The sequence below is a fragment of the Bradyrhizobium sp. STM 3557 genome (genome assembly GCF_045571465.1).
Lineage (GTDB): Bacteria > Pseudomonadota > Alphaproteobacteria > Rhizobiales > Xanthobacteraceae > Bradyrhizobium.
The window spans coordinates 1,046,724-1,073,582 of record NZ_CP120697.1; the positions used below are offsets into that span (position 1 = coordinate 1,046,724).

22 protein-coding genes and 1 tRNA gene are annotated in these 26,859 nt (G+C 62.3%); 14 read left to right on the forward strand and 9 right to left on the reverse strand.

Features of this window, described 5'->3' with window-relative positions; translation table 11 throughout:
* Positions 1–119 precede the first annotated feature (119 nt).
* The 6 genes from P6U24_RS04795 (at position 120) to P6U24_RS04820 (ending at position 6,903) form a co-directional block, all read left to right on the forward strand.
* A tRNA-Phe gene (locus tag P6U24_RS04795) sits at positions 120–195 on the forward strand.
* Positions 196–677: 482 nt separating this feature from the next.
* Positions 678–1,043 (forward strand): hypothetical protein, encoded by a 366-nt coding sequence (locus P6U24_RS04800; protein WP_407158045.1) that lies wholly within the window; start codon positions 678–680, stop codon positions 1,041–1,043.
* A gap of 53 nt (positions 1,044–1,096) precedes the next feature.
* The gene (gene ihpA / locus P6U24_RS04805) at positions 1,097–2,368 is read left to right on the forward strand and encodes a divalent metal ion exporter subunit IhpA (RefSeq protein WP_407158046.1); all 1,272 of its coding nucleotides are present in this window, start codon (positions 1,097–1,099) and stop codon (positions 2,366–2,368) included.
* Positions 2,368–3,330, forward strand: coding sequence for a divalent metal ion exporter adaptor subunit IhpB (gene ihpB, locus P6U24_RS04810; RefSeq protein WP_407160781.1), 963 nt, complete (start codon positions 2,368–2,370; stop codon positions 3,328–3,330). Before ihpA ends, ihpB begins: the two co-directional genes overlap by 1 nt.
* On the forward strand, positions 3,323–6,493 hold the full coding sequence (locus tag P6U24_RS04815; protein WP_407158047.1) for an efflux RND transporter permease subunit: 3,171 nt from the start codon (positions 3,323–3,325) through the stop codon (positions 6,491–6,493). The genes ihpB and P6U24_RS04815 overlap by 8 nt, the downstream gene beginning before the upstream one ends.
* A gap of 35 nt (positions 6,494–6,528) precedes the next feature.
* Positions 6,529–6,903 (forward strand): hypothetical protein, encoded by a 375-nt coding sequence (locus tag P6U24_RS04820; RefSeq protein ID WP_407158048.1) that lies wholly within the window; start codon positions 6,529–6,531, stop codon positions 6,901–6,903.
* A 355-nt stretch (positions 6,904–7,258) separates the two neighbouring features.
* On the opposite strand, the gene P6U24_RS04825 is transcribed toward P6U24_RS04820, so the two are convergent.
* Positions 7,259–8,215, reverse strand: coding sequence for an MBL fold metallo-hydrolase (locus tag P6U24_RS04825; protein ID WP_407158049.1), 957 nt, complete (start codon positions 8,213–8,215; stop codon positions 7,259–7,261).
* A gap of 88 nt (positions 8,216–8,303) precedes the next feature.
* Positions 8,304–8,864: a hypothetical protein gene (locus P6U24_RS04830; protein WP_407158050.1), complete on the reverse strand. Its 561-nt coding sequence runs from the start codon at positions 8,862–8,864 to the stop codon at positions 8,304–8,306.
* A 185-nt stretch (positions 8,865–9,049) separates the two neighbouring features.
* On the opposite strand from P6U24_RS04830, the gene P6U24_RS04835 reads away from it, so the two are divergent.
* The 6 genes from P6U24_RS04835 (at position 9,050) to P6U24_RS04860 (ending at position 13,344) form a co-directional block, all read left to right on the forward strand.
* Complete coding sequence (locus P6U24_RS04835; protein WP_407158051.1) at positions 9,050–9,493, forward strand: hypothetical protein; 444 nt, start codon at positions 9,050–9,052, stop codon at positions 9,491–9,493.
* Between the two features lie 39 nt (positions 9,494–9,532).
* Complete coding sequence (locus P6U24_RS04840; protein ID WP_407158052.1) at positions 9,533–9,955, forward strand: DOPA 4,5-dioxygenase family protein; 423 nt, start codon at positions 9,533–9,535, stop codon at positions 9,953–9,955.
* 217 nt (positions 9,956–10,172) lie between these two features.
* Entirely contained in the window at positions 10,173–11,297 is a 1,125-nt protein-coding gene (locus P6U24_RS04845) for a methionine ABC transporter ATP-binding protein (RefSeq protein ID WP_407158053.1), read from the forward strand.
* Positions 11,287–11,952 (forward strand): methionine ABC transporter permease, encoded by a 666-nt coding sequence (locus tag P6U24_RS04850; RefSeq protein ID WP_407158054.1) that lies wholly within the window; start codon positions 11,287–11,289, stop codon positions 11,950–11,952. Before P6U24_RS04845 ends, P6U24_RS04850 begins: the two co-directional genes overlap by 11 nt.
* Positions 11,953–12,042: 90 nt before the next feature.
* Positions 12,043–12,825, forward strand: coding sequence for a MetQ/NlpA family ABC transporter substrate-binding protein (locus tag P6U24_RS04855; protein WP_407158055.1), 783 nt, complete (start codon positions 12,043–12,045; stop codon positions 12,823–12,825).
* 180 nt (positions 12,826–13,005) lie between these two features.
* Positions 13,006–13,344 (forward strand): hypothetical protein, encoded by a 339-nt coding sequence (locus P6U24_RS04860; protein ID WP_407158056.1) that lies wholly within the window; start codon positions 13,006–13,008, stop codon positions 13,342–13,344.
* Between the two features lie 153 nt (positions 13,345–13,497).
* On the opposite strand, the gene P6U24_RS04865 is transcribed toward P6U24_RS04860, so the two are convergent.
* The 7 genes from P6U24_RS04865 to P6U24_RS04895 all read right to left on the reverse strand — a co-directional run bounded on the left by P6U24_RS04865 (position 13,498) and on the right by P6U24_RS04895 (position 20,773).
* Positions 13,498–14,346: an alpha/beta fold hydrolase gene (locus P6U24_RS04865; RefSeq protein WP_407158057.1), complete on the reverse strand. Its 849-nt coding sequence runs from the start codon at positions 14,344–14,346 to the stop codon at positions 13,498–13,500.
* A gap of 35 nt (positions 14,347–14,381) precedes the next feature.
* Positions 14,382–14,960: a TetR/AcrR family transcriptional regulator gene (locus tag P6U24_RS04870; RefSeq protein ID WP_407158058.1), complete on the reverse strand. Its 579-nt coding sequence runs from the start codon at positions 14,958–14,960 to the stop codon at positions 14,382–14,384.
* Between the two features lie 150 nt (positions 14,961–15,110).
* Positions 15,111–15,242, reverse strand: a complete 132-nt coding sequence (locus P6U24_RS04875; protein ID WP_407158059.1) for a hypothetical protein — start codon at positions 15,240–15,242, stop codon at positions 15,111–15,113.
* 179 nt (positions 15,243–15,421) lie between these two features.
* Positions 15,422–16,213 carry a DUF4384 domain-containing protein gene (locus P6U24_RS04880; protein WP_407158060.1) on the reverse strand — a complete coding sequence of 264 codons (792 nt, stop codon included), beginning with the start codon at positions 16,211–16,213 and terminating at the stop codon, positions 15,422–15,424.
* A gap of 9 nt (positions 16,214–16,222) precedes the next feature.
* Positions 16,223–17,935 carry a caspase family protein gene (locus P6U24_RS04885; RefSeq protein WP_407158061.1) on the reverse strand — a complete coding sequence of 571 codons (1,713 nt, stop codon included), beginning with the start codon at positions 17,933–17,935 and terminating at the stop codon, positions 16,223–16,225.
* An 11-nt stretch (positions 17,936–17,946) separates the two neighbouring features.
* The gene (locus P6U24_RS04890; protein ID WP_407158062.1) at positions 17,947–18,894 is read right to left on the reverse strand and encodes an OmpA family protein; all 948 of its coding nucleotides are present in this window, start codon (positions 18,892–18,894) and stop codon (positions 17,947–17,949) included.
* A gap of 127 nt (positions 18,895–19,021) precedes the next feature.
* The gene (locus P6U24_RS04895) at positions 19,022–20,773 is read right to left on the reverse strand and encodes a hypothetical protein (RefSeq protein ID WP_407158063.1); all 1,752 of its coding nucleotides are present in this window, start codon (positions 20,771–20,773) and stop codon (positions 19,022–19,024) included.
* A gap of 474 nt (positions 20,774–21,247) precedes the next feature.
* Between P6U24_RS04895 and P6U24_RS04900 the strand changes: the two genes are divergently transcribed.
* Positions 21,248–21,535, forward strand: coding sequence for a hypothetical protein (locus tag P6U24_RS04900; RefSeq protein WP_407158064.1), 288 nt, complete (start codon positions 21,248–21,250; stop codon positions 21,533–21,535).
* Between the two features lie 2,024 nt (positions 21,536–23,559).
* Positions 23,560–26,799: a beta strand repeat-containing protein gene (locus P6U24_RS04905; protein WP_407158065.1), complete on the forward strand. Its 3,240-nt coding sequence runs from the start codon at positions 23,560–23,562 to the stop codon at positions 26,797–26,799.
* Positions 26,800–26,859 lie beyond the last annotated feature (60 nt).

Sequence of the window (26,859 nt, forward strand, 5' to 3'; positions counted from 1 at the left end):
ACTGTCGGCGCAGGCCCAACAGGAATGTGGAAACAATCGTGCCGCAACGGTAGACAGCGCCGCCTCTGCCGCCTATAAGGCGCGGGCTCGATGGGCTTTTTTCCACGCCTTCGAGACCTGCCCAGGTAGCTCAGTTGGTAGAGCATGCGACTGAAAATCGCAGTGTCGGTGGTTCGATTCCGCCCCTGGGCACCATTTTTCCAAACTGCAGCACGATCTCGTACGATTGCGTTCGGTAGATGTTCGACGCGAAGGCGCCGGCGGATTTCTCTCCCCAGGGCTCATACTACAAGAAAATCAATTGCTTAGATCTCGCAAGGGGTCGCATCATTCCCCGCAGCCAATTTAGGTGACGCGTGCAAGCGAGGCGGCAGTTCGCCGCTCCGCGTGGCTTCGACCAATTTCCATGCAGCTTGCGTGGCGACTATTCGGACGAGAGCGATCAAAGGTGAATCAGGATTCGAAGAACTCGGCGTGTGGTTCTTCAACTCAATCCGGCACGATGCGAACCGTCTTGGCCTTCGCCGTTCTGAGACTTCTGATGTTGATGATCTTGTTGCGGAAGGCCGGATCGTCCTCTCTCCCCGATATTTGCCTGCCACCCGCGAAAGCGGACCGATCGCACCGGGCCGAATCTCTGATGGTGCTTATCGGCGGTCCTTGCTATCGGTAGGGTGATGAAACGGCGGATCGGCCATAAATCGCACGCTTTTGCACCTGCGCTGCGCGGGTTCCTGACCGTATTCCTCATGCTCGCCTATGTGATGGTCGGAATTGCGGGGGAGGTCTCCTGCGCCGAGGAGACGCTCGCCGTCGCGGATCAGGTGATGCTCGACGGCGACCAGGACAACGCCGACCACGGGGCCAAGAAATCGGTCACCGTTGTCGATCACTGCTACACTTGCGTGCCGTTATTGATTCCGCCTCCGGTGTTGGCCGCCGAGCCGTCGGCGAAGCCGGCGGCGTTGGCCTTTGCAACGCCAACGTTTCTCCTTGAGGATCATCCCGGGCTCGATACGCCCCCGCCCAAACGGCTGACCTGAGCGCATCCTCGGAGCGCGCCGGCGCTCGGTTTTGTTCGTCCAGGTATTTCTCCATGCTCGTCAGGACAGCGATGCGTCTTGCATGCGCGGCGACCCTTCTGGTCGGCCCGTGGCTCGCAGGTCCGTCATACTCCCAGACACTCACGATGAGGGACGCGCTTGCCCGCGCAGTCGCGGCGAGCCCCCGTCTTACCGCGGCCGAACGGGACATCGGCATCGCGACCGGTCAGCGCATCCAGGCTGGAACGCTGCTCAATCCCGATCTGTCCTATGAACAGGACGATTCCTTCGGCACAGGCAAATATCGGGGGACGAAGTCCGCAGAGACCACGTTACAGATCAGCCAGATCTTCGAATGGTTCGGCAAGCGCGATGCGCGCATCGCGGCGGGGCAAGCGGGTGTTGAGGTTGCTGCAATCCAGCGGACCGCCGTCCGGTTGGAGGTGCTTTCCGAAACGGCGATCGCCTTTCTTAACGTGCTCGGCACGCAGCGTCGGATCCAGATCCTCGACGAGCAGGTTGCCGCGATCGACAAGCTGACACCGCTCTTGCAGCGACGTGTCGAGGCCGGCGCGTCATCGCCGGCAGAAACCGGGCGGGCTGAAGTAGCCTCCGCCCTGGTGAAGGCGGATCGCGAACGCGTCAGAGCGACGCTTGCGAGCGCACGGCGCGAGCTGGCTGTGCTCCTGGGAGATACGACACCGAAGTTCGCTTCGGTCTCCGGCCGCCTTGACGCTGCGGGCCGTCCACCCACGTTCCAGTCGGTCGTCGCGGCGATTGACGCCAACCCTCAATTGGTCCGCTGGACCGCAGTGTACGCGCAGCGTAACGCCGAGCTTCTGATCGCGCGTCTGAAGCCCTATCCGGACGTGCAGCTCAGCGCCGGGTGGCGGCACTTCAACGAGACGAACGATGATGCCGTTCGCTTGACACTGTCGGTACCCATTCCAGTCTTCGACCAGAACCAGGGCAATGTCCTTTCGGCTCAGGAAAACCTGGCCAAGGCAAGCGCAGAGCGGCAGGCCAACCGCAACACCCTCATCGTGGTCGCCGGGCGAGCCTACGACTCCCTGCAAGGCTCCTTGCGAGAGCTCGGCATCCTGCGGGACACTGCGATTCCGAAAGCGCAGCAGGCCGCGGACGCCATCGCGGAGGGCTATGGCCAAGGCCGCTTTACGCTCCTCGAAGTCCTGGACGCTCAGGCGAACCTGACTCAGGCCCGCCTTCGCGAGCAGGAGGCGCTGCAAAACTTCCATATCGCGATCGCCACCATCGAAGGGCTGATCGGGAATCCGTTTTCGCTGGCTCGGGAGAGCGCCCGATGATGTCCCGAGTGATTCGCTACTTGAGCTTCGCATTGGTTGCCGCGGCGTTGATCTTCGGCGGCTATCGCATGCTGACACCAGCGAGCACGAACATCGGGTCGAACGAGAAGGCTGAAAAGGCCGAGAGCGCCGAAAAGGAAGAGCGTTCGGAAGGCATCACGCTGAGTGATGCCAAGATTGCCGCTGCCGGTATCGAGCTGGCCACCGCGTCCTCTGCCGTGCTTCGAGACAGCCTCCTCCTGAACGGGGTCGTCCAGCCCAACCAGGAATCGCTCGTTCAAGTCACCCCCCGTTTTCCCGGTATCGTGCGCGAAGTGCGCAAGCGGATCGGCGATCACGTTCAAAAGGGCGATGTGCTTGCTGTCGTGGAGAGCAACCAGAGCCTCACGCCGTACGAACTGAAGGCGCCGCTCGCAGGCACGGTGATCGACCGTCAGACCACGTTGGGAGAGTACGTCTCAGAGCAGAAGCCCGCCTTTGTCGTCGCCGACCTGTCGACCGTCTGGATCGATCTCTCCGTCTACCGGCGCGATCTTGCCCGCGTGCATACCGGCGATCAGGTCTTTATCGATCCGGGCGACGGCGGCGTGCTGATCGAGACCAGGATCGCATACCTGTCTCCGGTCGGAAGCACCGAGACCCAGAGCGCGCTTACCCGCGCCATCGTGCCGAACCCCGACCAGCGGCTTCGGCCGGGCCTCTTTGTCACCGCCCGCGTGACCTTGTCGGAACGAAAAGTCGCCGTGGCCGTGAAGTCTTCGGCACTGCAGACGGTCGAAAACCGGGCGGTGGTCTTCGTGCGCAGCGGCGACAAGTTCGAGCCGCGCGATGTCGAGATCGGCGAGCGTGACCCGCAGTTCGCCGAGATCACTTTCGGCGTGCTGGAAGGGGACGTCTATGCTGCCCGCAACAGCTTCATCCTGAAATCGGAAATGGGGAAAGGAGCGGCGGACAATGATTGACGGCATCCTCTCCTTTGCGGTCCGCCAGCGATGGTTGGTCATGATTGGCGTTCTGGCCTTGGCCGGCTTCGGCGCCTACAATTTCACGCGGCTGCCGATCGACGCCGTTCCCGACATCACCAACGTCCAGATCCAGATCAACAGCCGGGCCCCGGGATATTCGCCGCTGGAGGTCGAGCAGCGCATCACGTTCCCGATCGAGACGGCGATGGCAGGTTTGCCGAACCTGGAGAACACCAGGTCGCTGTCGCGCTACGGCATCAGTCAGGTCACGATCATCTTCAGGGACGGGACGGACATCTATTTCGCCAGGCAATTGGTCAACGAGCGCATCCAACAGGCAAAGGATCAGTTGCCCGCCGGCATCGAGACAGCCATGGGCCCGGTTTCGACGGGCCTCGGCGAGATCTACATGTACACGGTCGAAGCCAAGCCTGACGCCCGCAAGCAAGATGGCCAATCCTACACGCCGACTGACTTAAGGACGATCCAGGACTGGATCATCAGGCCGCGGTTGAGGACCGTTCCCGGCATCAATGAGGTCAATACGGTCGGAGGATTCGAGAAGCAATTCCATGTGCTGCCAGATCCCGCCCAGCTCATGGCGTACAAGCTGACATTTCACGACGTGATGGCGGCGCTGGCGGCCAACAATGCCAATGTGGGCGCGGGCTACATCGAACGCAACGGCGAACAATACCTCGTTCGCACGCCAGGCCAGGTCGGCAACATCGACGAGATCAAGCAGATCGTCATCGGATCACGCAATGGCTTTCCCGTGCGTATTGCAGATGTCGCCGACGTCCGAGAAGGCACGGATCTGCGCACCGGAGCTGCAACGCTCAACGGGCAGGAGGTCGTGCTGGGCACCGCCATGCTGTTGATCGGCGAGAACAGCCGCACGGCTTCCCAGCGCGTGGATGCCAAGCTCAAGGAGATATCGCGGTCGCTGCCGGATGGCGTGATGGCGCACACCGTCTACGACCGCACCCGCCTGGTCGACGCGACCGTTGCAACCGTCAGGACCAATCTCATCGAGGGCGCCATCCTGGTGATTGTTGTTCTGTTCCTGATCCTTGGAAATGTCAGGGCGGCCGTCGCCACCGCATGCGTGATTCCGCTCTCGATGCTGTTTGCGATCACAGGAATGGTTGAAAACAGGGTCAGCGCCAACCTCATGAGCCTGGGCGCGATCGACTTCGGTATCATCGTCGACGGCGCGGTGATCATCGTCGAAAACTGCCTGAGGCTGCTGGCGGCCCAACAGCATCAGCTTGGCCGCGCTCTCGACCGCCAGGAGCGCTTCGCTACCATTCTGGCAGGATCGCGGGAGGTCATTCGGCCGAGCCTGTTCGGGACCTTCATCATCGCCGCCGTCTATCTTCCCGTCCTCACGCTGAGCGGCGCTGAGGGAAAGATGTTCACGCCGATGGCCCTGACGGTGTTGATGGTGCTGACCGGCGCCAGCGTCCTTTCGCTGACCTTCGTGCCAGCGGCTGTTGCTCTGTTGGGCACGGGGACCGTTTCGGAGCGCGAGAATTTGTTCATGCGCATTGCCAGGCGCATCTACGTTCCGTTGCTGAAGGGATCGCTTCGGAACAGCTTCGGGGTGGTGCTGATCGCCACATTGCTGGTCGCGGTCTGCGCCATAGCAGCAACCCGTATGGGCGGCGAGTTCATCCCGAGCCTCGACGAGGGTGATGTCTCCATGGATATCATCCGCATCCCTGGCACTAGCCTGACGCAATCGGTCCAAATGCAGGAGATGCTCGAAAAACGATTGCTTGAGGTGCCGGAGGTCAAGGACGTGTTCGCCCGAACGGGCGCGGCCGAGATCGCGACCGATCCGATGCCGCCGTCGGCCGGCGATGGTTATGTGATGCTGAAGCCGCGCCGGCAGTGGCCCGATCCGTATAAGACGAAAGCCGCCCTCGTCGCGGACATCCAGAAAGCGATGGAGGACGTGCCGGGAAGTGTCTACGGGATTTCCCAGCCGATCCAGCAGCGCATGAACGAACTGGTCTCGGGCGTTCGCAGTGATGTCGGAGTCAAGATATTCGGAGACGACCTCGACGTGCTGGTTTCCGCCGCAGCTCAAGTCCAGGCGATCTTGCAGAAGGTGAAAGGCGCAGCAGATGTCAAGGCCGAGCAGGTCGAAGGGCTGCCGGTCCTGACCGTCCGCGTCAATCGCCAGGCTCTTTCGCGGTTCGGCATCAATGTCGGCGATGTGCAAAACCTCGTCGAGATTGCCGTCGCGGGCAAGAGCGTGGGCCGCATCTTCGAAGGCGATCGGCGCTTCGATCTCGTGGTTCGACTTCCGGAACATCTGCGCTCCGATGTCGAGGCGATCAGATCACTGCCGATCCCGCTGCCGCCGGTCGAGAACTCGGCCAAGGCGACGACCGCCTTGTGGGGCAATTCGCCACTGGCGCAAATCCGCTATGTCCCGCTCTCGGAAATCGCCGAGATCGATATCACGCCAGGTCCCAACCAGATCAGCCGCGAAGATGGCAAGCGCCGCATCGTCGTCACGGCAAATGTCCGCGGTCGTGATCTCGCTTCCTTCGTTGCGGACGCCCAAAATCAAGTGGCGCAAAAGGTCAAGGTCCCGGCCGGCTACTGGATCGGGTGGGGCGGCCAGTTCGAACAACTCGTCTCGGCTACGCAGCGCCTGACGATTGTCGTGCCGCTTGCGCTGGCGCTGATCTTTCTGCTGCTGTTCCTGAGCCTCGGATCGGCCGCGGATGCAGTTTTGGTGTTCAGCGGAGTTCCTCTGGCCCTGACGGGAGGCGTCGTCGCGTTGCTCCTGCGGGGTATCCCGCTGTCGATCAGCGCGGGCATCGGGTTCATTGCGCTTTCGGGCGTGGCAGTGCTCAACGGCCTTGTGATCATCACCTTCATCGAAAAATTGCGCACTCAGGGATTGCCGGTGGTCGAGGCCGTGCAGCAGGGCGCTGTGACGCGCCTGCGTCCGGTTCTGATGACAGCGCTCGTGGCTTCCCTCGGCTTTGTCCCGATGGCGGTCGCAACGGGCGCCGGAGCCGAGGTGCAGCGGCCGCTCGCCACCGTCGTCATCGGCGGGGTGATCTCGTCAACGATCCTTACACTGCTGGTGTTGCCGGCGCTCTATGTCCTGTTCCGGCGAGACGGCATCAAAGACTAGGATCAACCGACGTTCAATCCGAAGGGAGCCCAGTCATGAAGGTCATCATGTTGTTCGTCGTCAGTCTGATATTCGCGAGCCCTGTGCTGGCCGAGGATTACGAAAAAGGCCCGAACGGCGGCCTCATGCTCGACGTTGCCGGCATCGACGCGGAACTGCTGACGTCCGGTAACACAGTGACTATCAACGTCTGGGAGCCGTACAAGCCGAACCCGATTCCGACCAAAGGTTATTCGGGAGCAGTTCTTATCGTCGGCGGCCCCGGTCGGGAAACGGTTCAGCTAACGCCCTCGGGTGCGAACTCCTTGAAGGGAGACGCCAAGAACCCCATCGGGCCTGGTACCACGGTCACGCTGACGATCAAGACGGCGGATGGGAAGTCGGGCCAGGTCAAGTACAAAACCAAGTGACTGCCCCAACGGGGTGGAGAAATGCCGATCGGGGCAGGTGCGTTTTGCTCAATCCAGTCGATTACTCACTTCTCCTCGGCCGGCGGCGCATGCGATGCAGTCGAAGCGCTCTACAAGCGCCTCCGATTGGAAGGAAGGACGTAATCGAACATGCTGCGCGACCCCGTCTGCCAAGCGCTCACGCCACGATACTAAGCACAAATAGTCGTTCCTCGTGTCGGCGGTTGCGTATGATTCTCTCCCTGGGCACCACTTTTTCACACTGCAGCACGGTCTTGTACAATCGCGGTCGCCAGGGCGCGAACTCATCAACGCGATGAGCACACGCCCTGGTTTGGCCTAACCCAGCAAGCGGTCAGTAATCCCAGAACGCCGGCACCCACCGGAAAGCGTCGCCGTCGACGGCCACCCGGCCGATGGACGGGAATGGCAGGTGAGTGGCCACCAGCATCTCGCCGGTCTCGGCCAGTTCACGCAAAAGCCGGACCCGAACGCGGGCCGCCTCCTCGGGGTCGTGCTCGAAGCCGTTGTGCCAGTCGGGCTGCTCGAACCCGACCGTAAACACGGCGTCGCCGGCGAATGTCAGTGCGTCACCGCCGGACGCCAGGCGGACCACGCTGTGCCCGGGGGTGTGGCCGCCGGTGCGACGGACGACGACGCCGGGCGCCACCTCGTGCTCCTCCTCGAATTGCCGTAGCTGGTTGTGGTATTCCTTCGTGAATCGCTTGGCAGCCGACCGAAGCGCCTCCGGGAATCCCGGCGGCATGGCGGTGTGGGAGAAATCGGGCGCCTCCCAGAATTTGACCTCGGCGGCCGCCACGTGGATCAGCAGGTCCGGTCGCAGCCGGTCCTTGACCCCGTCGACGAGCAGCCCGCCAACGTGGTCCATGTGCATGTGAGTCAGCACCACGTCGGTGACCGACCCAAGATCGATGCCGGCGGCGTCCAGTCGCTTGATCAACTGCCCGGCTCGCGGCAAGTGCAAGTCGGGATCGCTCCCTAATCCGGCGTCAATAAGGATGGTCCGACCGCCACTACGCACCACGACCGCGTTCAGCGCCCAATCGAAAGCGTCCGGCGGCAGGAACATATCCTTCAGCCAAGCGGCCCGGACGGCCGGGTCGGCGTTGTATCCTAACATTTGCGCGGGAAGCGGCAGGACCCCATCGCTGACCACCAGCACGTCAATCTCGCCGACCTTTAATGCGTAGCGCGACGGAACCAATTCGTCTGTCTTTGATCCAACGGAGTGTGCGGTCATATCTAGGCTCATGTTTATCTCCTGCTGAGTGTTGTGGGTCGTGTGATTCATCGTTGAAACTCCTGCGTTCGGTCGCTCGATCCTGGGCGCGCAGGTCGGGCTTCCCATGTGGAAAGCGCAGTCAATGCTGGTGAGGTGTTCAGAGATCGGTGACACGCTCCGGATCAGCCGATGCCAGAGCAGCGGCACGCTCGGCCTGCGACGCATAGATCCAGGCGCGACAGAAGTGAAAGCGCGACAGGCCGGCATCCGAAGCAAGCGCAGCGAGAGAGAGGTCAGCTTCGCCTGCCACGCGCTCGAGCGTTGCGTGCGGAAGATAGAGCTGAACGACATTGACTGGCCCGAAAATATCCCAGCGGGCGCTTGAGCCCGCTGGAATGATTGCCACGACTCCGGAGCGCGCCATCCCGGTTGCAAGTGATCTTCCTGATCGTCGCTCCATTCGCTGCATCGTGGCGGTGTAGGTCGTGACGACGTGCTCCGTCATGGGCTCGAGTGCGTCGTGCACAGCCCCATGTTTCCAATGCGCGATCGCGCCTCCGGTCGGGTCCAAGGCCATGCGAAGTGGCGTGGTCTTAAGGATCCGCGCCATCTCCGCGTCGGCAGGACGTCGATCGGCGGTGGGCAGGGTACCCCGGCGCGCTTCGGCTTCGGCTGGCGAGTCCTCCGGCGAGGGATCGCGCGAGATAGGCTTGCTCATAGATTGTGCTCGCATCATGGGCTACGTGAAGAGCGTTCCTCACTCGTTCGTTTCACTGGCGGGGCCTTCTTAACCGGCCCTCGGAACGAACCGAGCCGAGCGAAAGCGCTCCATCGAGGCCCTCTCTCGCTATCATGTCGACGCCCGTGTCGAGAGCTGCTGGAGTCACTTCGTGACGCTCCCCCATGCAGCTTGCTCGCAAGCTTCGTTCTGATGAGGCCGGCGCCGCCAACAACAATCCTCATGACGCTGCTGATTTTGCGGCCGATAGCTTTGCTGCTGACGGAGATACGTCCCTACTGGCTGAAAGGCCTTGTGGGCGTCTTGAATTGCGGTTGAAAGTTCCTTGGCTTTTTGTCCAAGGGGCGCGAGAAGTGCGGTTCTCGTTTGAGGGCCGTTGCCTGGATCCCGACCGGCGCGAACGCGAGCGAAGCTCCGAGCTCATAGCGATTGGACCAACGGCGTTCGATCTTCTGCTCCTTCTGATCCAGATCGGGATCAGTCGTGACAAGAGGCGACTTCCTGCAGGCCATGGGTTGGCGATCGGCGCACAATCGATGTCGCTCTGGTTCGCCGAATGGACTCGCCTGATCGAACCGCAATTGCGGAGGCTAGGCCATTTAGTTTAATGAAGGCGGTCAGGGGTGACGGGAGAAAGGTGGTCACCGATGGACAGCAGGGCGAACGAACAAGCACCGCATCCGCTGCGGGCGATCGCAAGCTTCCACGCGCATGTCTATTATGATCAGGAGACACGCGCGGAAGCGGAGCGATTGCGCACCTGGATCGGCGAGCGCTTCGTGGTGACGCTTGGGCGTTGGCATGATGCACCTGTCGGGCCGCACGCGCGCGCGATGTATCAGGTGGCCTTTGCCAATGACGTCTTCCCGGCGCTGGTGCCGTGGCTGATGCTCAATCATGGGCGCCTCAGTGTCCTGGTGCATCCGAACACCACGCATCCGCTGGCGGATCACACCGGCCATGCGCTCTGGATCGGCGCGCCGCTTGAGATCCGCGGTGAGAACCTGCCGGAACAGAGCGAGGCGGAGCTGCCGCGCGAGCCGAACACGCAACCGACGCTGAGTCCCTGAGAACCGGCCGCGCTACGGCGGGTCAAGGCCTTGACACAAAGCGGCTACGGAGCGCCCTACGAAGGCACCTGCGCGGAGAAGGAGTTTCTTCTCCATCGCGGGCTTGGGAAAGCTCCGCCCACGCCGCTGCAAATATCTGAAATTGCCATCGCGACACGTCCGGGCGATGTTGGCGCAAATCCGGTTGCACCGCAGCGCATCAAGTGAGTTTTTTTCGATGAATGCCCATCAGTCCCTGGCAGTCGCAGAGCCGCTCCGGCCGCCCGAGCCGGTTGCGCCTGCGGCGGTCGTCGCCGAGCCGATGGTTCGCTTCGAACGGTTGTCGAAGACCTATCCAGCCTACCGCGACAAGCCGAGCGTGCAGGCCCTGCAGGATATCGATTTCGCGATTGCCCGCGGCTCGATCACGGGCGTGATCGGTCGCTCCGGTGCGGGCAAATCCAGCCTCGTGCGGCTGATCAACGGGCTTGAGAAGCCGACGACCGGCCGCGTGGTGGTCGACGGCCGCGATATCTCGGCGTTGAGCGGTCATCCTTTGCGGCTTGCGCAACGCTCGATCGGGATGATCTTCCAGCATTTCAATCTGCTCTCCTCGCGTACCGCCGCAGGCAACATCGCGCTGCCGCTCGAGATCGCCGGATGGTCGAAGGCCGATATCAGGACGCGCGTGGCCGAGCTTCTGGAACTGGTCGATATCGCGGACAAGCACGACCGCTACCCATCCGAACTGTCGGGCGGACAGAAGCAGCGGATCGGCATCGCACGCGCGCTGGCGACCCGCCCCAATGTGCTGCTGTCAGATGAAGCGACCTCCGCGCTCGACCCGCAGACGACGCGGGCGATCCTTGACCTGCTCGCCAACATCAATCGCGAGATCGGTGTTACCATCGTCCTGATCACGCACGAGATATCGGTGGTGCGTCAGCTCGCCAGCGAGGTGGTCGTGATCGACGGCGGTCGGATCGTCGAACGCGGCCACGTCGCGGACATCTTCACCCATCCCAGACATCCGACGACCCAGACATTTCTCGCGGAAGTGCTTGGCGACACCGTGCCCGTGTCGCTGGCAAGCCGGCTCGAGCAGCACCCGGTGCCGGCCGGGAAGGCCGTCATTCGCGTGCAAGTACAGGGTACCGATGCCGGCGATACCGTGGTGGCGCGGCTCGCGCGCGAACTGGCGATCGATGTCGCCGTGCTGTCGGCGCGCATCGACGAGATCGGCGGCCGACATGTCGGCTCGGTGATCCTGGGCATCCCGGGTGGCGAGGCGGCCTTGCGCCAAGCATTGTTCTTTCTCTCGCAGAACGATTTCGCAGCGGAGCGACTCGGCTATGTCGCCTGAACTCATCAACCTCGTCATCCAGGCCACCGGCGAAAGCCTGTTCATGGTCTCCATCGCGGCCCTCATGGCGACGGCGGTGGGCTTGCCGCTCGGCGTCTTCCTCGCCACCAGCCGCAAGGGCGAACTGTTCGCTGCGCCCTCGGTCAATGCTGTCTTGGGCGTGATCGTGAATGCGACCCGCTCGACGCCCTTCATCATTCTCGTCGTCGCCATCATTCCGTTCACACGGCTGGTCGCAGGTACCTCGATCGGTTCGGGCGCCGCGATCGTGCCGCTGACCGTGGCGGCGACGCCTTTCATCGCCCGGCTGGTCGAGGCGGCGATCCGCGAGGTCGATGGCGGCTTGATCGAGACCGCCTCCTCCTTCGGGGCCAGCCCGCTGCAGATCGTCTTCAAGGTTCTGATCCCCGAGGCGCTGCCGGGACTCGTGCTGGCACTGACGCTCGCCGTGGTCAGCCTGCTCGGCTATTCCGCGATGGTCGGTGCCGTCGGCGGCGGCGGTCTCGGCGACCTCGGCATCCGCTATGGGTACCAGCGCTTCATGCCCGAGATGATGCTTGCGGTGGTGGTCGTGTTGATCGCGCTCGTGCAGAGCGTGCAGACCATCGGCGATTATCTCGCACGGCGGCTCAACCGGCGGCTGCGTCATCGCTAGACGCAGGGTCTGTCATACGGGGGCGGCTGGTCCCATCGATGTGACGGGACCCGAGCCGGCATCAATTCCCATCTTTAGAGGATATACGACATGAAACTTCGTTTGCTTGCACTCATCATGGCGGTGATGGCGTTCGCCGCGCCGGCTTTGGGCGATCAAAAGATCAAGGTGGGAATCTCCGGCGGGGACGCCGAAATCCTCTGGGCCAAGGTCAAGGAGATCGCTGCCAAGGACGGGCTCGACATCACCGTCGTCGTGTTCAACGACTATTTGTTGCCGAACGCCGCGCTGGATGCCGGTGACCTCGACGCCAACGCGTTCCAGCACAAGCCTTTCCTCGAAAATCAGATCAAGGCCAGGGGCTACAAGATCACGCCGGTCGCCGACACCATCGTCGCGCCGATCGGGCTCTATTCCCGCAAGGTCAAGGCGGTCGATGGACTGAAGCCGGGTGCCTCGATCGGTATCCCCAACGATCCGTCCAATGGCGGCCGCGCGTTGCTCCTGCTGCAGGCCGAGAAGCTGATCAAGCTTAGGGATGGCGTCGGCCTGCTGCCAACAGTGCTCGACGTGAGCGACAATCCCAAGAAGCTGCAATTCCGCGAGATCGACGCGGCACAGCTTCCGCGCAGCCTCGACGATGTCGACGCGGCGGTGATCAACACCAACTACGCGGTCCCGGCAGGGCTGATTCCAGGCAAGGATTCGATTGCGATCGAATCGCCGGTGAACAATCCCTACAACAACTTCATCGCTGTCCGCGAACGTGACAAGGATGCTCCATGGGTGGCCAAGCTGGTGCATGCCTTCCAGAACGATACCATCCGGCAGCTGATCAAGGACAAGCTGCCGGGGCAGATTCCCGCGTTTTGAGCGGGACGGCGAGGCCTCGTCACTGGCGCCGGCAACGGCCGGCGCTCATGCGCAGTCTCCGCCCCGGGATGATGATGCAATCGCCGTTGGCTTGACGGGCCGGTGTCCGGCAATTCAATATTCGTGGGGTGTTTTCGGTCCGCAGCATAGGCTGGATGCGGCGCAAGCGGAGCTTCATCGATGAGGGTCATTCCGATCTGCCTTCTTCTGGTCCTGACATCCTCAGCCGGCTTTGCGCAATCGGGGCTGACTGGTACCAGTCGGACCGAGTTCCTGGAAAACGCCTTCAAGATCTGTTTCCAGAAGCAGACCGACAATCCAAAAAACAAGGCGATCAAGGTCGCAAAGCTCGCCCAGTACTGCGTCTGCTATTCGGACCATCTTGCCGACCGGATTTCTCCGGATGAGAACAAGACGTTTGACCAGTTGTTTGCCAATGATCGCGCCGAACTCGCCGTCAGGCTGCGGCCGATATTGGACTCGGTGACGAGCGCCTGCGCTCCGACCCTCTCCCCCTGATCTCGCGGCCGCTTGTCGCGTTCAGGAGCGGGTGAGGCGGCTGGCAATGGGACGCGAACGCCAGATCCGCTGCATTGAATAGGATCTCAGTGCTGTAATTCACTGTCCCAAAGCGTTTGAACATGGTCGCCACTCCCGTGGTTGATTGCGCGCTCATTCTGTCGCCAAGATCACCCGAGCCAGCTCCGACGGATTCTCGAGAGCTGAGAAGTGGCCGGTATTCCTGAGGGTCACCATCTGCGCGGCAGGGATCAGCGATCGTGTGCGTTCGCGCTCGTTTGGCCGAGACCAATCACTATCGCCATAAATGAGCGTTACCGGCGCCGAGATGTGCCGATAGCAATCGCGTGCCTTGCTCCAGGATCGCCACCCTGCCAACACCTTGCGTGCGACCCGCTTGTATCCCGGGCGGTGGGCGACGTGATCGAACTCAGCAAGCAGATCGGCCGGCAGCTTGCGAGGGTCGTGATACCCGCCGCCCATGATCTTGCCGAGAATCAGCTTGTTTTCGAGCGATGCGTTGATCGCGCCGAGTACCGGAACCTGCAAACTTCCGATAATGAAGTTGGCGAGCAAATTGCCACGCCGAAGGCCGTCCCCGTAGCGGGTCTCGTAGTCGTAGGGGTTGATTGCATAGACCCGCTTCACCCGGTGCGGAAGCGCCGCGGCTACCGTGAGGGCCAATGCGCCGCCGATCGACTCGCCAACGAGCGTCACGTCGGAGAGGTCGAGCTCCTCGATGAAGCCAATGACCGCCCGCCTGAAATAGGGCTCGTCGAAGCTCGCGCCTGGATCTATCGGTGAGTGTCCGTGGCCCGGAAGGTCGATGGCGTACACGGTGTGCGATGTCGCGAGGAGGGGCGCAAGGCTCCGGAAATACTCGAGTTGCGTCCGGATCGTATGTATGAGGAGCAGCGGAGGCCCGCTGCCGGTCTTTTGAAAACGTACGCTTAGCGTGTCCGCTATCTTGAGCAGAGTTGGTTTGGCGTCACTCGCGAGCATTGGAGTTTCTCTGTGCTTTGAACGGTTGTGATCTTTCAAGCGGCAGCGGTGTCGCGAACCTGTTCGGCCGCCGCGTCCAGAAAGGCCTGGGCCAAGCCGGGATCGTTGACGACGCGCGATAGCGTCACCGCGCCGACCATGGTTGAGAGAATAGCCATCGCCTTGCCGCGGGCGGCCTCTCCGCCGCTCTGAGCGATGAAGCGGCTGAGGACTTCGAGATGCGCTTTGATGCCCGCTTCGAATGCCGCCTTCACATCGGGGCCCTGTCGGGCAGCATCTGAGCCGAGTGCTACGATCGGACAGCCGTCCATCCTCTCTTCGCGATGATCGCCACTGAGGTAAAACGCGATCACCGCGCCAAGCGGATCATCAGGATGCTGCGTGGCCGCGTCCGACCATCGGCCGGAGGCGCTCTCCATTGCCCGCTTGGACGCCTCTACCGCCAGATCCTCTTTCGACGCGAATTGCTTGTAAAAGGCGCCTTGGGTGAGCCCGGCGCCCTCCATCAGATCCTTGAGGCCGATGCCATCGAAGCCGCGCTCCCGGAACAGGCGACTTGCCACATTGATCACGTTCTGACGGTTTTCCGCGGCCTGAATGCGACTCACTCGCATCTTGGATCTCCTTCTTAGATTTCATTCAACCTCTATACGTCAGATAGAGGGTGAACGCAATCTATCAAGGGCCGATAGAGGCTCCGCGGGATGCGAACGCTTCTCGATGGAGTCCTCGAAGGCCGATCGCTGCATCGATCACATTTTCGTTTAGCCCGTGCCGACTGCCGTGCCGTCGATCAAAGTATAGGCCATCGATCCCCAGAAGACGGAGTGTGTGCGCGGGATGAAGGCCAGCACAAAGGCAAGCGCGGTCAGGATCAGGGGCCTCGTGCGTTGCACCGTGGCTTCGATGGCTGATCCTGCTCTTTCTTCCCGCGCTCTATGCCGCGTGGTTCCGGATCAGGCCGACCACACATGAGATGCACGAGGATTCGACTGAGCAACCCCCATTGCAAACAGCAATGGCCGCCGAGTAGGGCGCTGTTGGACTCATGAAGCGATGCATAGCAACCAGCGGGTCATTGAATGACGTAAGGTTTCGCATCGAACGACCAGCGTGCTTCCCGCAACTGATTGCCGCTGTCGAGAATGCGCAGCTCGCCTGCACGCTTGGATAGGAAGGACAGCACCTTGTCGGGCTTGTCGACCAGCTCGGCCGGCACATCCGGAAGGTCGAGAATCTGCACCGGCAACGGACTAAGAATACCTACGATCGTGGCGCGGCCGTTCGGGGGGGACACGACGTAGCGCACGCCCGCGTAAGGATCGGTTGCAAGCGGTATCGTGAACGGGATGCCCGGCTTGACGTAGTTGGCGTTGGCGCGGTTGGTCCGGGTCAGCGACGTCGTGTTGGGATAGAGCTGGGTGAGATGACCGGTGGCGTCGACGTCGATGAGCACCAGGTAGCCCGGCTTCTTGCTGCTGACCTTGAACGAAACGGTCGATCCGACGCTCACGGTTCGGCCGGGCAACATTTCGACCGACAGCTCGGCCGGATTTGCCGGCGCCGCGCCGGAGAGATCGAGTGTGGTCGTCCGTGCCTCCGGCGGGGGCGATGCAGGTTGCGGCGGCGGCGCGGTGATCGCGGGCGGCGCGGCCGGCGCCAGTTCAGCCGGCGGCGCCGGAACAGCCGGTCCTGAGCCTTGTGGCGTGGTCGCGTCCGGAGGTGTCTCCGGCGCCGTGAGCGCAGGCGCCGGCGAGGGAGGTGGACCGGCGCCGTCCAGAATGACCACAGCGGCGAGCGCTTGCGAGGTCAGGCTGACCGCCGCGGCGATACAAAATCCCCTGATGATGCCGCTGAGCTTTGACATGCCCTCGCCTCAGGGTGCCGTGAAGAACCCGATCGACCCGATCCGCGCATCCGGCGGCAGATATTTGGTCATGACCTTGATCATCTGGCCCGGTGCTTTCCGCCGGTTCAGCTGAAGCAACGCCTGCTCTAAGTCGACGAGCCGCTGGGTGGAGCTGATGGCCACGACCTGCTCGGCGCCGAACGGCTCGCGCACCCGAAGTGGCAGGCGCAAGCTGCCGGCCTGTGTCGGCGCTTCGTCCGAGCCGATGGGATAGAGCATCTGGACCGTGCCATCGCCCGAGATATCGAACAGGACAACGGCACGGCCGGAAACGTCCTTGAGTTCGATCTGGACCGGCTCGCCATTGTGATGTTGTGCGTCGTCGGGCGCCACGCGCACGGACTGGGGCGATTGCGTGGCCATCCGCTTCAGCTCGCGAACGGCCGCAGTGCGGTCGATCACCGTGGCCAGATCGGTGGCGTCGACCTTGTAGGCGATGACGTCACCCCACGAGATGACATCCCGCGATTTCGGGTCCCAGATCAGGTCCGGATTTTCGAGTGGAGCGACGATCTCGATCGATGCCTCGTTCGAGGTCAGCTTCGGAATCGCGTTGTTGTTGCCATCGAGGGCGGCCAGCCGGATCGGAAGCTTGCTGACCGAGGCCGCTGATGCTGCCGGTGCTGCCGCGACAGGCGGAGCACTAGCCGGCTTCTGCTCGAGCTTCTCCGACGTGGGACTGGCGAGTGCCACCTGCTGAGCGGCCTGTGAGGTCGAGGGGGTCAGCGTGAGCCCGCGCGTGAGCTGGAACATCACCTCGCCGTCGCCCGCGCGACCGGGAGAAGTCTGGGTGACGATGTTCTGCCGTTGATCCGACAGTTGATAGACGACCTGCCGAACGTTGGTGAACAGCTCTTTCAATGTGATCCTGCCGTCATGATTGGCGTCGGCGCCGCCCTCGAGAGCGCGCGCGACGGCATAGCTCAGAGCTCCTCTCAACCCGTCGATCGCAGGAATCTTCACTTCGGGCGCCTTGGTATTGCGATCGACCGCGGCGAGAAACGTGGTGCGGTCGAGGTCGAGCTCGCTGACGGGATCGGACTGATTGGTGACGGGCGTCAGCCGGTCCACGGTCAGGGTGTAGGTCGGAACCTGCCTGAAGCTCATCTCGGCCATGCGCGGATCGATGTCGCGCGTCATCCCGCCACCGTGGCAGGTGTCGGCAACGAACAGCACCTTCGCTCCGCGCAATTCGAACTGCCGGATGAAATGGTTGAACTCGCTGCCGAGAATGCGCTGCTTCGAACCTTCGGCGGTCGGCTCGAAACCGGGCAGCAGGAAGACATCCTGCATGCCGTTCGGCTCCGAGCCTTTGATGGTCTCGGGCTCCTGGGCGCCATGGCCGGCAATGGAGAGGATGATCTGGTCGTTCGGATTGGTCCGCTCAACGAGATCGCTGATGCTCTGCAGGATGGCGGCACGATTGGCCTGCGCGTCCGTCAGCGTCACGATGTCGGTGGTGCCCATCGAGCGGAGCGCTCCCTCGATGTCGCGCGCATCTGCCACCGATCCCTTGAGCTGGCGCACGTGCTGATAGGCGTTGATCCCGATGATCAGCGCGCGGATTGCCCCGCCGTCGGGATTGGCGAGGTAGAGCGGCAGGCTGGGAGTGGCCAGGGCGGCCTTGGCCATACAGATGACAACGCAAGCCGCGGTAAGCGCAACGCGAATGGTTGACATGGCCTTGCTTCCTATGGGCGAACGAATTCCACGCGACGGTTCAGTGCATAAATGTCGTCCTGGCCGAGGCCAGAGGAGTCGACCAGCTTCAGCGGCTCGCTCGAGCCGACGCCTTTGGTTTCGATCACGGCCGATACACCGGCCTCCTTCAGAAAGGCCGCAACGGCTTCGGCCCGCGCCGCGGAGAGCTTCATGTTGGTTTCATCGCTGCCCCGGATGTCCGTGTGGCCGACCAGCTCGATGCGTTCCGGCCGCTGCTCCTTGAGCACCTCCGCGAGTTCTCGCGCGGCTTCCTCGCCGACCGCAGTGAACGTGGTCTTGGCGTATTCGAAGGTGATGGGAATCGGAATCGACTGCGGCGTGATTCCGCGCACCGAGCGCGAATACATCCCGCCGATCGTGCCGTCGCGGTGGTCGCGCGCGGTCGGGACGAAGCGGGTGCTGCCGTCGGCCATCTTGACGTTGGCCGCCAGCAGCCGTGCCTGTCCGGCGCGACTGATCAGGCCCTCGATCTCGAACCGCTCCGGACGCGCGGGCGTCAACGTCATATTGTTCAGGATGCCGATGGCGCGGTCATAAGCTTGCGCGGCTTCGGCGAAGCGACGCTCGCCGAACCGCACCTCGCCAAGCGTCGCCGAAGCCTGCCAGAGCACTTCCGGGGTCTCCGCAGCCGTAAGCAGGCGCTCATAGTCTTCCACCGGCCGGCCGCGGGCCATCAGGATCTGGGCTGCCGAAAGCCTGAGTGCGGCTAGGCGGGTCTGAGCGGGGATCTGGTAGCGGGCGCAGTCGTTGCTGCCCGCGATCTTGTCGATCAACGCCTGGGCATCGGTCTCGCGGGCCTCGTCGACCGCCTGGTTGAACGGATTGAGCAGTGAATTGCAGTCGGCCGCCAGCGCCTGGCCCAGGGCGGCCCAGCAGCTCGCGGCCAAGACAATAACGTACCGCTTCGAAATGCCCATCGATGTCGTTCCGGATCCAGAAGCCAATCTCAGGGATAGTCGCGCTGAGCGGAAAAAAGGTTTTGTACAACAAAGGGTGAGGGCCAAAAAACCCGCGCGGTCACGTTCGACTGGCTGATCTCGCATCCTAATGCCTGCTCCGTCGCCTGTGCGCGTGCGTCGGCGTCGCGTCCGGCTCGCGCTTGTCTACCTTGCCGGAAGCGTAAGCGCTCTGTGCGACGACCATATTGTCGTCGGCGAGCGCCTTGAAACGCACCGGCTGATAGCCGCGCGCAAGCAGCGCCGCGAGCGGGTAGACGTTACGGCAGACGCGGCCATTGCAGCCGCCGGTTGATGACTCCATGACTTCAGCCTTGCGATCCGGCGTGAAGCGCAGGAACAACATGACGTGCGAGCCGGGCTTATTCAGGGCGTCACCGGGGCGCAGCTGCCAGGGATCCGTTATTGGACTTGCGATCGCGGGAATGGCGGCCGTCGTGTAATGCACGGAAAGGCCCCAGGTCGCGCTGACGAAGGCGGAGCAGTCGACGCCGGCAACGTCGTTGCGCGGCTCGTTACGGGTACAGACGTTTCCCGCCTTCACGCCGTGCGCGATCTGGTTCTGGAAGGTGGCCAGCGAGCCGGAGCAGCCCCAGCAATAGGGCACGCCGCGGACCTGCTGACCGATCTTGCCCTGCAGGTACCAGGGCCGCCTGACCCGGCTGAAACCGGTGCAGGCCTGGTCCGGCTCCGGGCCATAATTCTGCGGCGTCACCTGCCACTGAATGCCTTCGAACGCAAAGGCGGTTTCGACCACCTGCTGCCGGTTCGACGGCCGCACCGCAGCGATCGCGGTGAACCTGCTGGAGGGCGAGGCGCCGGCGTTCTGGATCCGCGGTCGAATGTCGATCACCTTGGCGTTGCGCAGCGGCCGAAAGCCGACCCCGACCACCTCGACGCCGGTCCGCTGCGTGCGCAGGAAATACACGTCGCCATCGCCGGAGATGGTCACGAAGCGCCTTGTGATCGGCGTATTCTCCAGCGGCAGTTCGTAGACCCCTTCGAGATCGCCGCTAAGCGCGTAGCGGGCGACAAAGGTTGCGGCGCCGGCAGCATTGTCCGGAACATTCTCGCCAAGAATGTAAAGCTTGTCGTTATTGTCGATTTCGAGGAATTCGACCGCACCGAGCTTGTCATGGACACGCAGGTGCAACTGCGCAATCGTCTCGTTGCCATCGAGGCTGCGAACCTCGATCAGGACCGCGTTGTCGCCTTTTTGGGGCGTGATATCGGCGATCACCGAACCGCGGCCGCGGGACGCGACATATTGGCGGCTGGGCTTGCGGCCCTGCTTGACCGTGACCGCGCGGCTGTCCTTGTCGAGCACGTCGGCTGCATCGCCGGGAGGCTGCGAGCCCATCTGCGCGAACGCCGAGGTGGCAAACTGATCATCCAGGTCGCGCGAGCTGACCTCCTCGAGCTTCACGGTCGTGCCGCCGATGCCGCGCGTCGAGGTCGGCTGGCCGCTCGCCTTCAGCGTATGGATGCCGTTGTCCCAGACCAGGATCTCGTCCTTTCGGACGACGAGGTCGGACGGCTGCACGCTGGGCGGCATTTCCAGGATGCTCGGATCCTCAGCGGGTCGCTTGGGATTGAACTCCACGATGCGCTGGTTCAGTTGGTCGAGCAGAAACAGATTGCCTTGCGCGTCGCTGGTCAGGGCCTGCGGGCCGGCAAGCTCGACATCTTCGCTGGCATCCGCAATTCCGACTGCGTCGGGCGCGTTCCCGGCCGTGAAGCGCCGGGTAATCACATCGTCAGCGGCAGCGCCGACGCAGGTCCCGATCAGGACAATGGCAGCATAAGCGGCAGCCAGGAATCTATTCCGCGACGTCAGCATGGTGAGCCCGGCTAAATTGATGAAAGTATCCCTAACTTTATCTCGCTCCCGCGAGAAAGTCAGTAGTCCGGATCACACAAGGCCGGCAATAAAGTGTGCTTGGGCCCGGACGCTCGCGCCCAAGCCGCCACGGACCGCTGATGCGCTCGCAGCGGCCTGCACGTCCTGCGATGTCTCCGCGCGGGAGCTCTTCCGACTCCTTGTTGCACCATGATCCGCTCGATGCGCGTTTGCTCGCGTTATGCGTGTGCTCGGTGTTGCTTGGGCCGCGTCGAAGGGGCGCGGACGCTCATGCGCGAGTGAAATATGAAAGACGCGTTAAGAAGCTTCTTCAAAACTAACAACGAACTATCTGTTCGCATTTAGGCGCGACGTTACTGTCTTTCAGGCATTTGCGTGACTTCATCTGCAAGTTGCGTCAGTGTTTCACGTAGGAGCGAACGAAAGGCTCGAAAAAGAAACAGGAGTTGCGTGATGCCGATCTTCAAGATGGTCGCCAAGCCGGCCGTGGTTGCGGTGACACTGATTTCCATCGCGTGCATGGGTGCAACAGCTCAAGCGCAGTCGACCAAGAAGATCGTCGTTGCAATGGCTCCCTCCGATGCATCCGTTGAGTCCACGACCAGGCCGGCGCGGGCGCATGCTCAGGCGATGACGACTTCCCGCGCAAAGCGTGTCGCTGTCGCATCCGCCGCCAAGAGCGAGAAGCCCGATTGCTTCTGGTGCAATCGCACTGTCTACATTTCGGGTGTGACCTACTGATCACATTGACCGTTCAGGTTCTGCACGCAATCTGAAGCCAAATTGCCACACTCGTGCACCAAGGCCGTCTCCGGATGAGGCGGCCTTTCTTTTGGCGCAATAAAACTACAATATTGCCATTGCGATCCCCCGGAATGAAACTCATCGCTGTGTGCCGCGTTACGTTGCGCAGCTTTCCTGCCCTTGCGATTACTTTTTTGTAAGCATAGCGTGCCAGTGTCCGTCGAAGCGCAAGACTTCGGCCCAGGTGGCGAGATGGAACAGGAGTCGATCGAATGATTGCTTTCAGGCGCATTGCCAAACCGGCAGCCGTTCTCGCAGTTCTCGTGTCGATGGGATCCTTCTCGGGGACCGCTCGGGCCGAAACGGGCTGGTTATGGTTTGACTCGGTATTTGCTTCGCCGGCCGCTGCACCTGCCTCAGTTGCGGCCCGGCCCCCGGTGAAGCGCACGAAGGTCATCCGTCCGGTCGCGGCGGCGCCGGCTCAAAGGCCGATCCTGGTGTCGTCGGCGACACCCGAGGTCAGGCCCGCTTGCTTCTGGTGCGGCCGCCCGGTGTTCATCTCCGGTCTCTCGTTCTAAGACGGCAAACCGCGTCCCACTTATTTGTTGAGCCTTTGTTTGTTGTGCCGTCCGCGACACCGCCGCGGGCGGCATTTATGTATTTGTCGTGTAGTTGTCACGAAGTCGCACGTTGCAATCGCGCAACTGTCGCCGACAATCAGGTTCTCATGGTGTTTAGGTAGCGCGTTGGTGGCGCCTGAGCACTAGAGCCGGTACCAGAAACGTGAGTTAATGTTTCTTAAGTTTCTGGCGCGGCCGGAGGGGTTCAGGCGTGCGCCAAATCCATATTGGGGTGGCGTACATGTTGAGTTCTCAGATCGAGGGGTATCGGTCGCGCAAGCCGGGCGTAGCGCCCACATCGCGACCGTCGCAGCCGCTTCGAAGCCGATTGCTCGAATCCACTGCACTCGTCGCCTTCGCTATTGCAACATTCGGTGGCATGGCGGCCGCCCAAGCGCAGACCTGGGGCGGTGCCGGCAGCACCACCACGACATCTGACTACAATCTCGGCACCAACTGGTCGACCGGTACGGCTCCCGTCACCGCCGGGTCGGCCGCGACGTTCGATGCGACCGGCAGCACCACCGTCACGGTCACCGCCGGACCGATTACGCCGAATTCCTGGACCTTCACCGCCGCCTCGCAGAACTACACGGTGTCTGGTCAGGCTGTGAACTTCAATGGCGCGGGGCCAAACCTGGTCAACCAGGGCGGAACGAATTCGATCTCCAACAACATGACCGGCTCCGGGATTTCTGTGACGGGCGGGTCTCTCACGGTCAGCGGGATAAATTCGTTCACGACCACGAACGTGACGGGTGGCGCTCTCGTCAACACCGGAACGCTGACCAGCGCGGTCACCAACAGTGCGAACTACAGCAACAGCGGAACGCAAAATGGCGGCCTCAACAACAGCGGAATTGCTACGAACACCGGCGCGCTCAATGGTGGTCTGACCAATTCGGGGACCTACACGCAGACGGCGGGCTCGACCAACGGCGGCACGACCAACACCGGCACGATCAACGCCAATGGTGGCGCGTTCAACGGGGCGGTCGCGAACAACACCGGCGGTACGTTCAGCGTCAGTGGCACGGTGATGAGCGACAGCACATTCAACAATGCTGCGGCAAGCTCGCGCCTAATCGTCAATTCCGGATCCTACACCATCGCTGGCGCGGTGACCAACGCGGGCAAGCTAGCAAGTGGTGGAGGTATTACGGTTGCGGTAGGTGGCGCGCTCTCGGCTGTTGCAGGCACCGACAATACCGGCGACATCGTCAACCACGGTGGGTGGACCGGCGCCGTGAAGAACGAGGCGACCGGTACGATCTCAAACACCGGCAACTGGAGTGGCAATCTCACGGATAACCTGAATACGGCTACTGCCAACGCCGTTAACAACACCGGTACGTGGACCGGGGCTGCCGTGAACCACGGACAGTTGGCTAATTCTGGTACGTGGACAACGACGGCCGGTGGCTTTCAAAATGGCGCAGGTGGTGTGGTCAACCAGACTGCTGGAACGATCGATACCGGTGGTCCCGGCGGGACGGGCGTCGGCGGATTTCTAATGCAGGCACCGGTGCCGGCGCCAATCTGGCTATCGTGAACGCGTCCGGTGGCGCAATCAAAGGTGCCATCACCAACGGTGCGTTTGGCCAGTTCAACGTGACCGGCACAATCAGCAGCAACTCGACCTTTGACAACACGGCCGCAACTTCGCTGCTCGCCGTCTCGGGTACCGGCAACTACACCATCGCTGGCGCGGTGACCAACGCGGGCAAGCTTGCAAGCGGTGGAGGTATTACGGTTGCGGTAGGTGGCGCGCTCTCGGCTGTTGCAGGCACCGACAATACCGGCGACATCGTCAACCACGGTGGGTGGACCGGTGCCGTGAAGAACGAGGTGACCGGTACGATCTCAAACACCGGCACCTGGAGTGGCAATCTCACGGATAATCTGAATACGGCTACTGCCAACGCCGTTAACAACACCGGTACGTGGACCGGGGCTGCCGTGAACCACGGACAGTTGGCTAATTCTGGTACGTGGACAACGACGGCCGGTGGCTTTCAAAATGGCGCAGGTGGTGTGGTCAACCAGACTGCTGGAACGATCGATACCGGTGGTCCCGGCGGGACGGGCGTCGGCGGATTTTCTAATACAGGCACCGGTGCCGGCGCCAATCTGGCTATCGTGAACGCGTCCGGTGGCGCAATCAAAGGTGCCATCACCAACGGTGCGTTTGGCCAGTTCAACGTGACCGGCACAGTCAGCAGCAACTCGACCTTTGACAACACGGCCGCAACTTCGCTGCTCGCCGTCTCGGGTACCGGCAACTACACCATCGCTGGCGCGGTGACCAACGCGGGCAAGCTTGCAAGCGGTGGAGGTATTACGGTTGCGGTAGGTGGCGCGCTCTCGGCTGTTGCAGGCACCGACAATACCGGCGACATCGTCAACCACGGTGGGTGGACCGGCGCCGTGAAGAACGAGGCGACCGGTACGATCTCAAACACCGGCACCTGGAGTGGCAATCTCACGGATAACCTGAATACGGCTACTGCCAACGCCGTTAACAACACCGGTACGTGGACCGGGGCTGCCGTGAACCACGGACAGTTGGCTAATTCTGGTACGTGGACAACGACGGCCGGTGGCTTTCAAAATGGCGCAGGTGGTGTGGTCAACCAGATTGCTGGAACGATCGATACCGGTGGTCCCGGCGGGACGGGCGTCGGCGGATTTTCTAATACAGGCACCGGTGCCGGCGCCAATCTGGCTATCGTGAACGCGTCCGGTGGCGCAATCAAAGGTGCCATCACCAACGGTGCGTTTGGCCAGTTCAACGTGACCGGCACAGTCAGCAGCAACTCGACCTTTGACAACACGGCCGCAACCTCGCTGCTCGCCGTCTCGGGTACAGGCAACTACACTGTGGCCGGAAACTTGAGCAATGCCGGCAATTCCGCCAGCGGTGGTGGAATTTCAGTCGCAGCAGGCGGTATTCTGACAGCTGCCAATATCAACAACACGTCGACCGGGACGATCACCAACAACGGCACGATTAATGATGCGCTGAACAACGCCGGTGTGGTGATCAACAACGGGACCTACAACGCGGCCGTTGCCAGCAACACGGGCATCATCACCAACAACGCGCAGTGGAACGGTACGCTGTCCAACACTGGCACCGTCAACATCAATCCCGGCAGCGTCTGGAATGCGGGGCCGGGTGCATTCACGAACAATTCGGGCGGCACCGTCAATGCGAGCGGCATCAGCACCGTCACCGCGGCGAGCCTCGTCAACAATGGCACGATCAACCTGACCGGCGCGGCCGGCAGCACGACCGTCAATGCGAAGAGCAGCGCGCTGACCGGTGGCGGCACGATCACGACCCAGCTCAATCTGAACGGGACCGGCGCCATCAACTCCATCAATGTGGCCAGCTTGAACGCAGCCCAGAACGGCGTGATCAATGTGAGCGGCGCCGGCGCAACAGGTCTGTTCCCGCTGGTCAACGTGGCCGGCGCAGGCGCCAACACCGGCACCGGCACGTTCACTGGTGCCATCAATCCGTTCTTTGCCTATCAGTACCTCAATCCTGGCCAGGGCGCTAACAACACGTCTAACATCGAGATTCTGGTCGCGCCCAGTGCGCGGGCCGCAACGGGGCCGCTGACCAGCATTCTGTCGACGATCAGCTCGATCGACGCCTCGTTCCATCAGCCCGGCGGCAATCTCGTCGCCTCGCCGCAGACCGACAAGCCCTGCGACTCGCCGAGCTTCCCGTGGCCGAGCAGCGGGGACAAGAACTGCCAGATGGTGGGAGGTCCATGGGCGCGCGTGTCGAGCGGCGTGACCACTGTCTCATCGACCGGCTCGGTGGCGCTGAACGGATCGATCTTCGACACCGCGCAATCCAGGGTTCGCGTCGAATTCACCGGCGTCCAGACCGGCGCCGATACCGGCTGGCTCAACCTTGGCGGCAGCGGCGTCAACGCGCATTTCGGCATCACCGGTGGTGACGTTCAGGCGACCTCGACCGAGCTGGTCGCCGGTCCGAACCAGGTCAATTTCGAGGTTCCCTTTGTCGGTGTCTACGGCCTCGTTACCAAGGGACCACTCTCGACCGACTTCACGTACCGTCACTCCTGGTACGACATGCACGTGACCAACCCGACGGCCTTGCTCAACAATGTCGGGTTCAACGGCCAGTCGGACAACGTCAACGGCGGCGCATCGTATAGCTTCAGGTTCGACAACAACTTCTTCATCGAACCGACCTTCAACGTGAGCTATACGCGCTCGACGTTCGATACGTTGCCGGTTTTCAATGGTACCAGTGTGCTCGGCTTCAATACGGTCGAAAGCCTGCTCGGCCGCGCCGGTGCTCGTGTCGGTACGGCTTTCTCCTATGGCGGCTTCAACTGGTCGCCATTCGGCATCGCGCTGGTGCAGCACGAATTCATGGGCAACGCCGCAGGTACCTTTACCGGCACCGCAGCAGGCTCGCCGACCTTCGATCTGGCCACGACGCGTGTCGGCACCTTCTACCAGACCAGCCTCGGCCTTTCGTTCCAGTCGCAGACCAGCGGCCTGCTCGGCTTCGTTCGCGGCGACTGGCGCTTCGGCGACAATCTGCATGGCGGCGGCATCGTCGGCGGCATCCGCTACACCTTCGGTCCGTCATAGGCCGAAGCGGCGCCGCGCGCTCAACATCCAAACGATGCGCCGGTCCCACAGCCGGCTCAT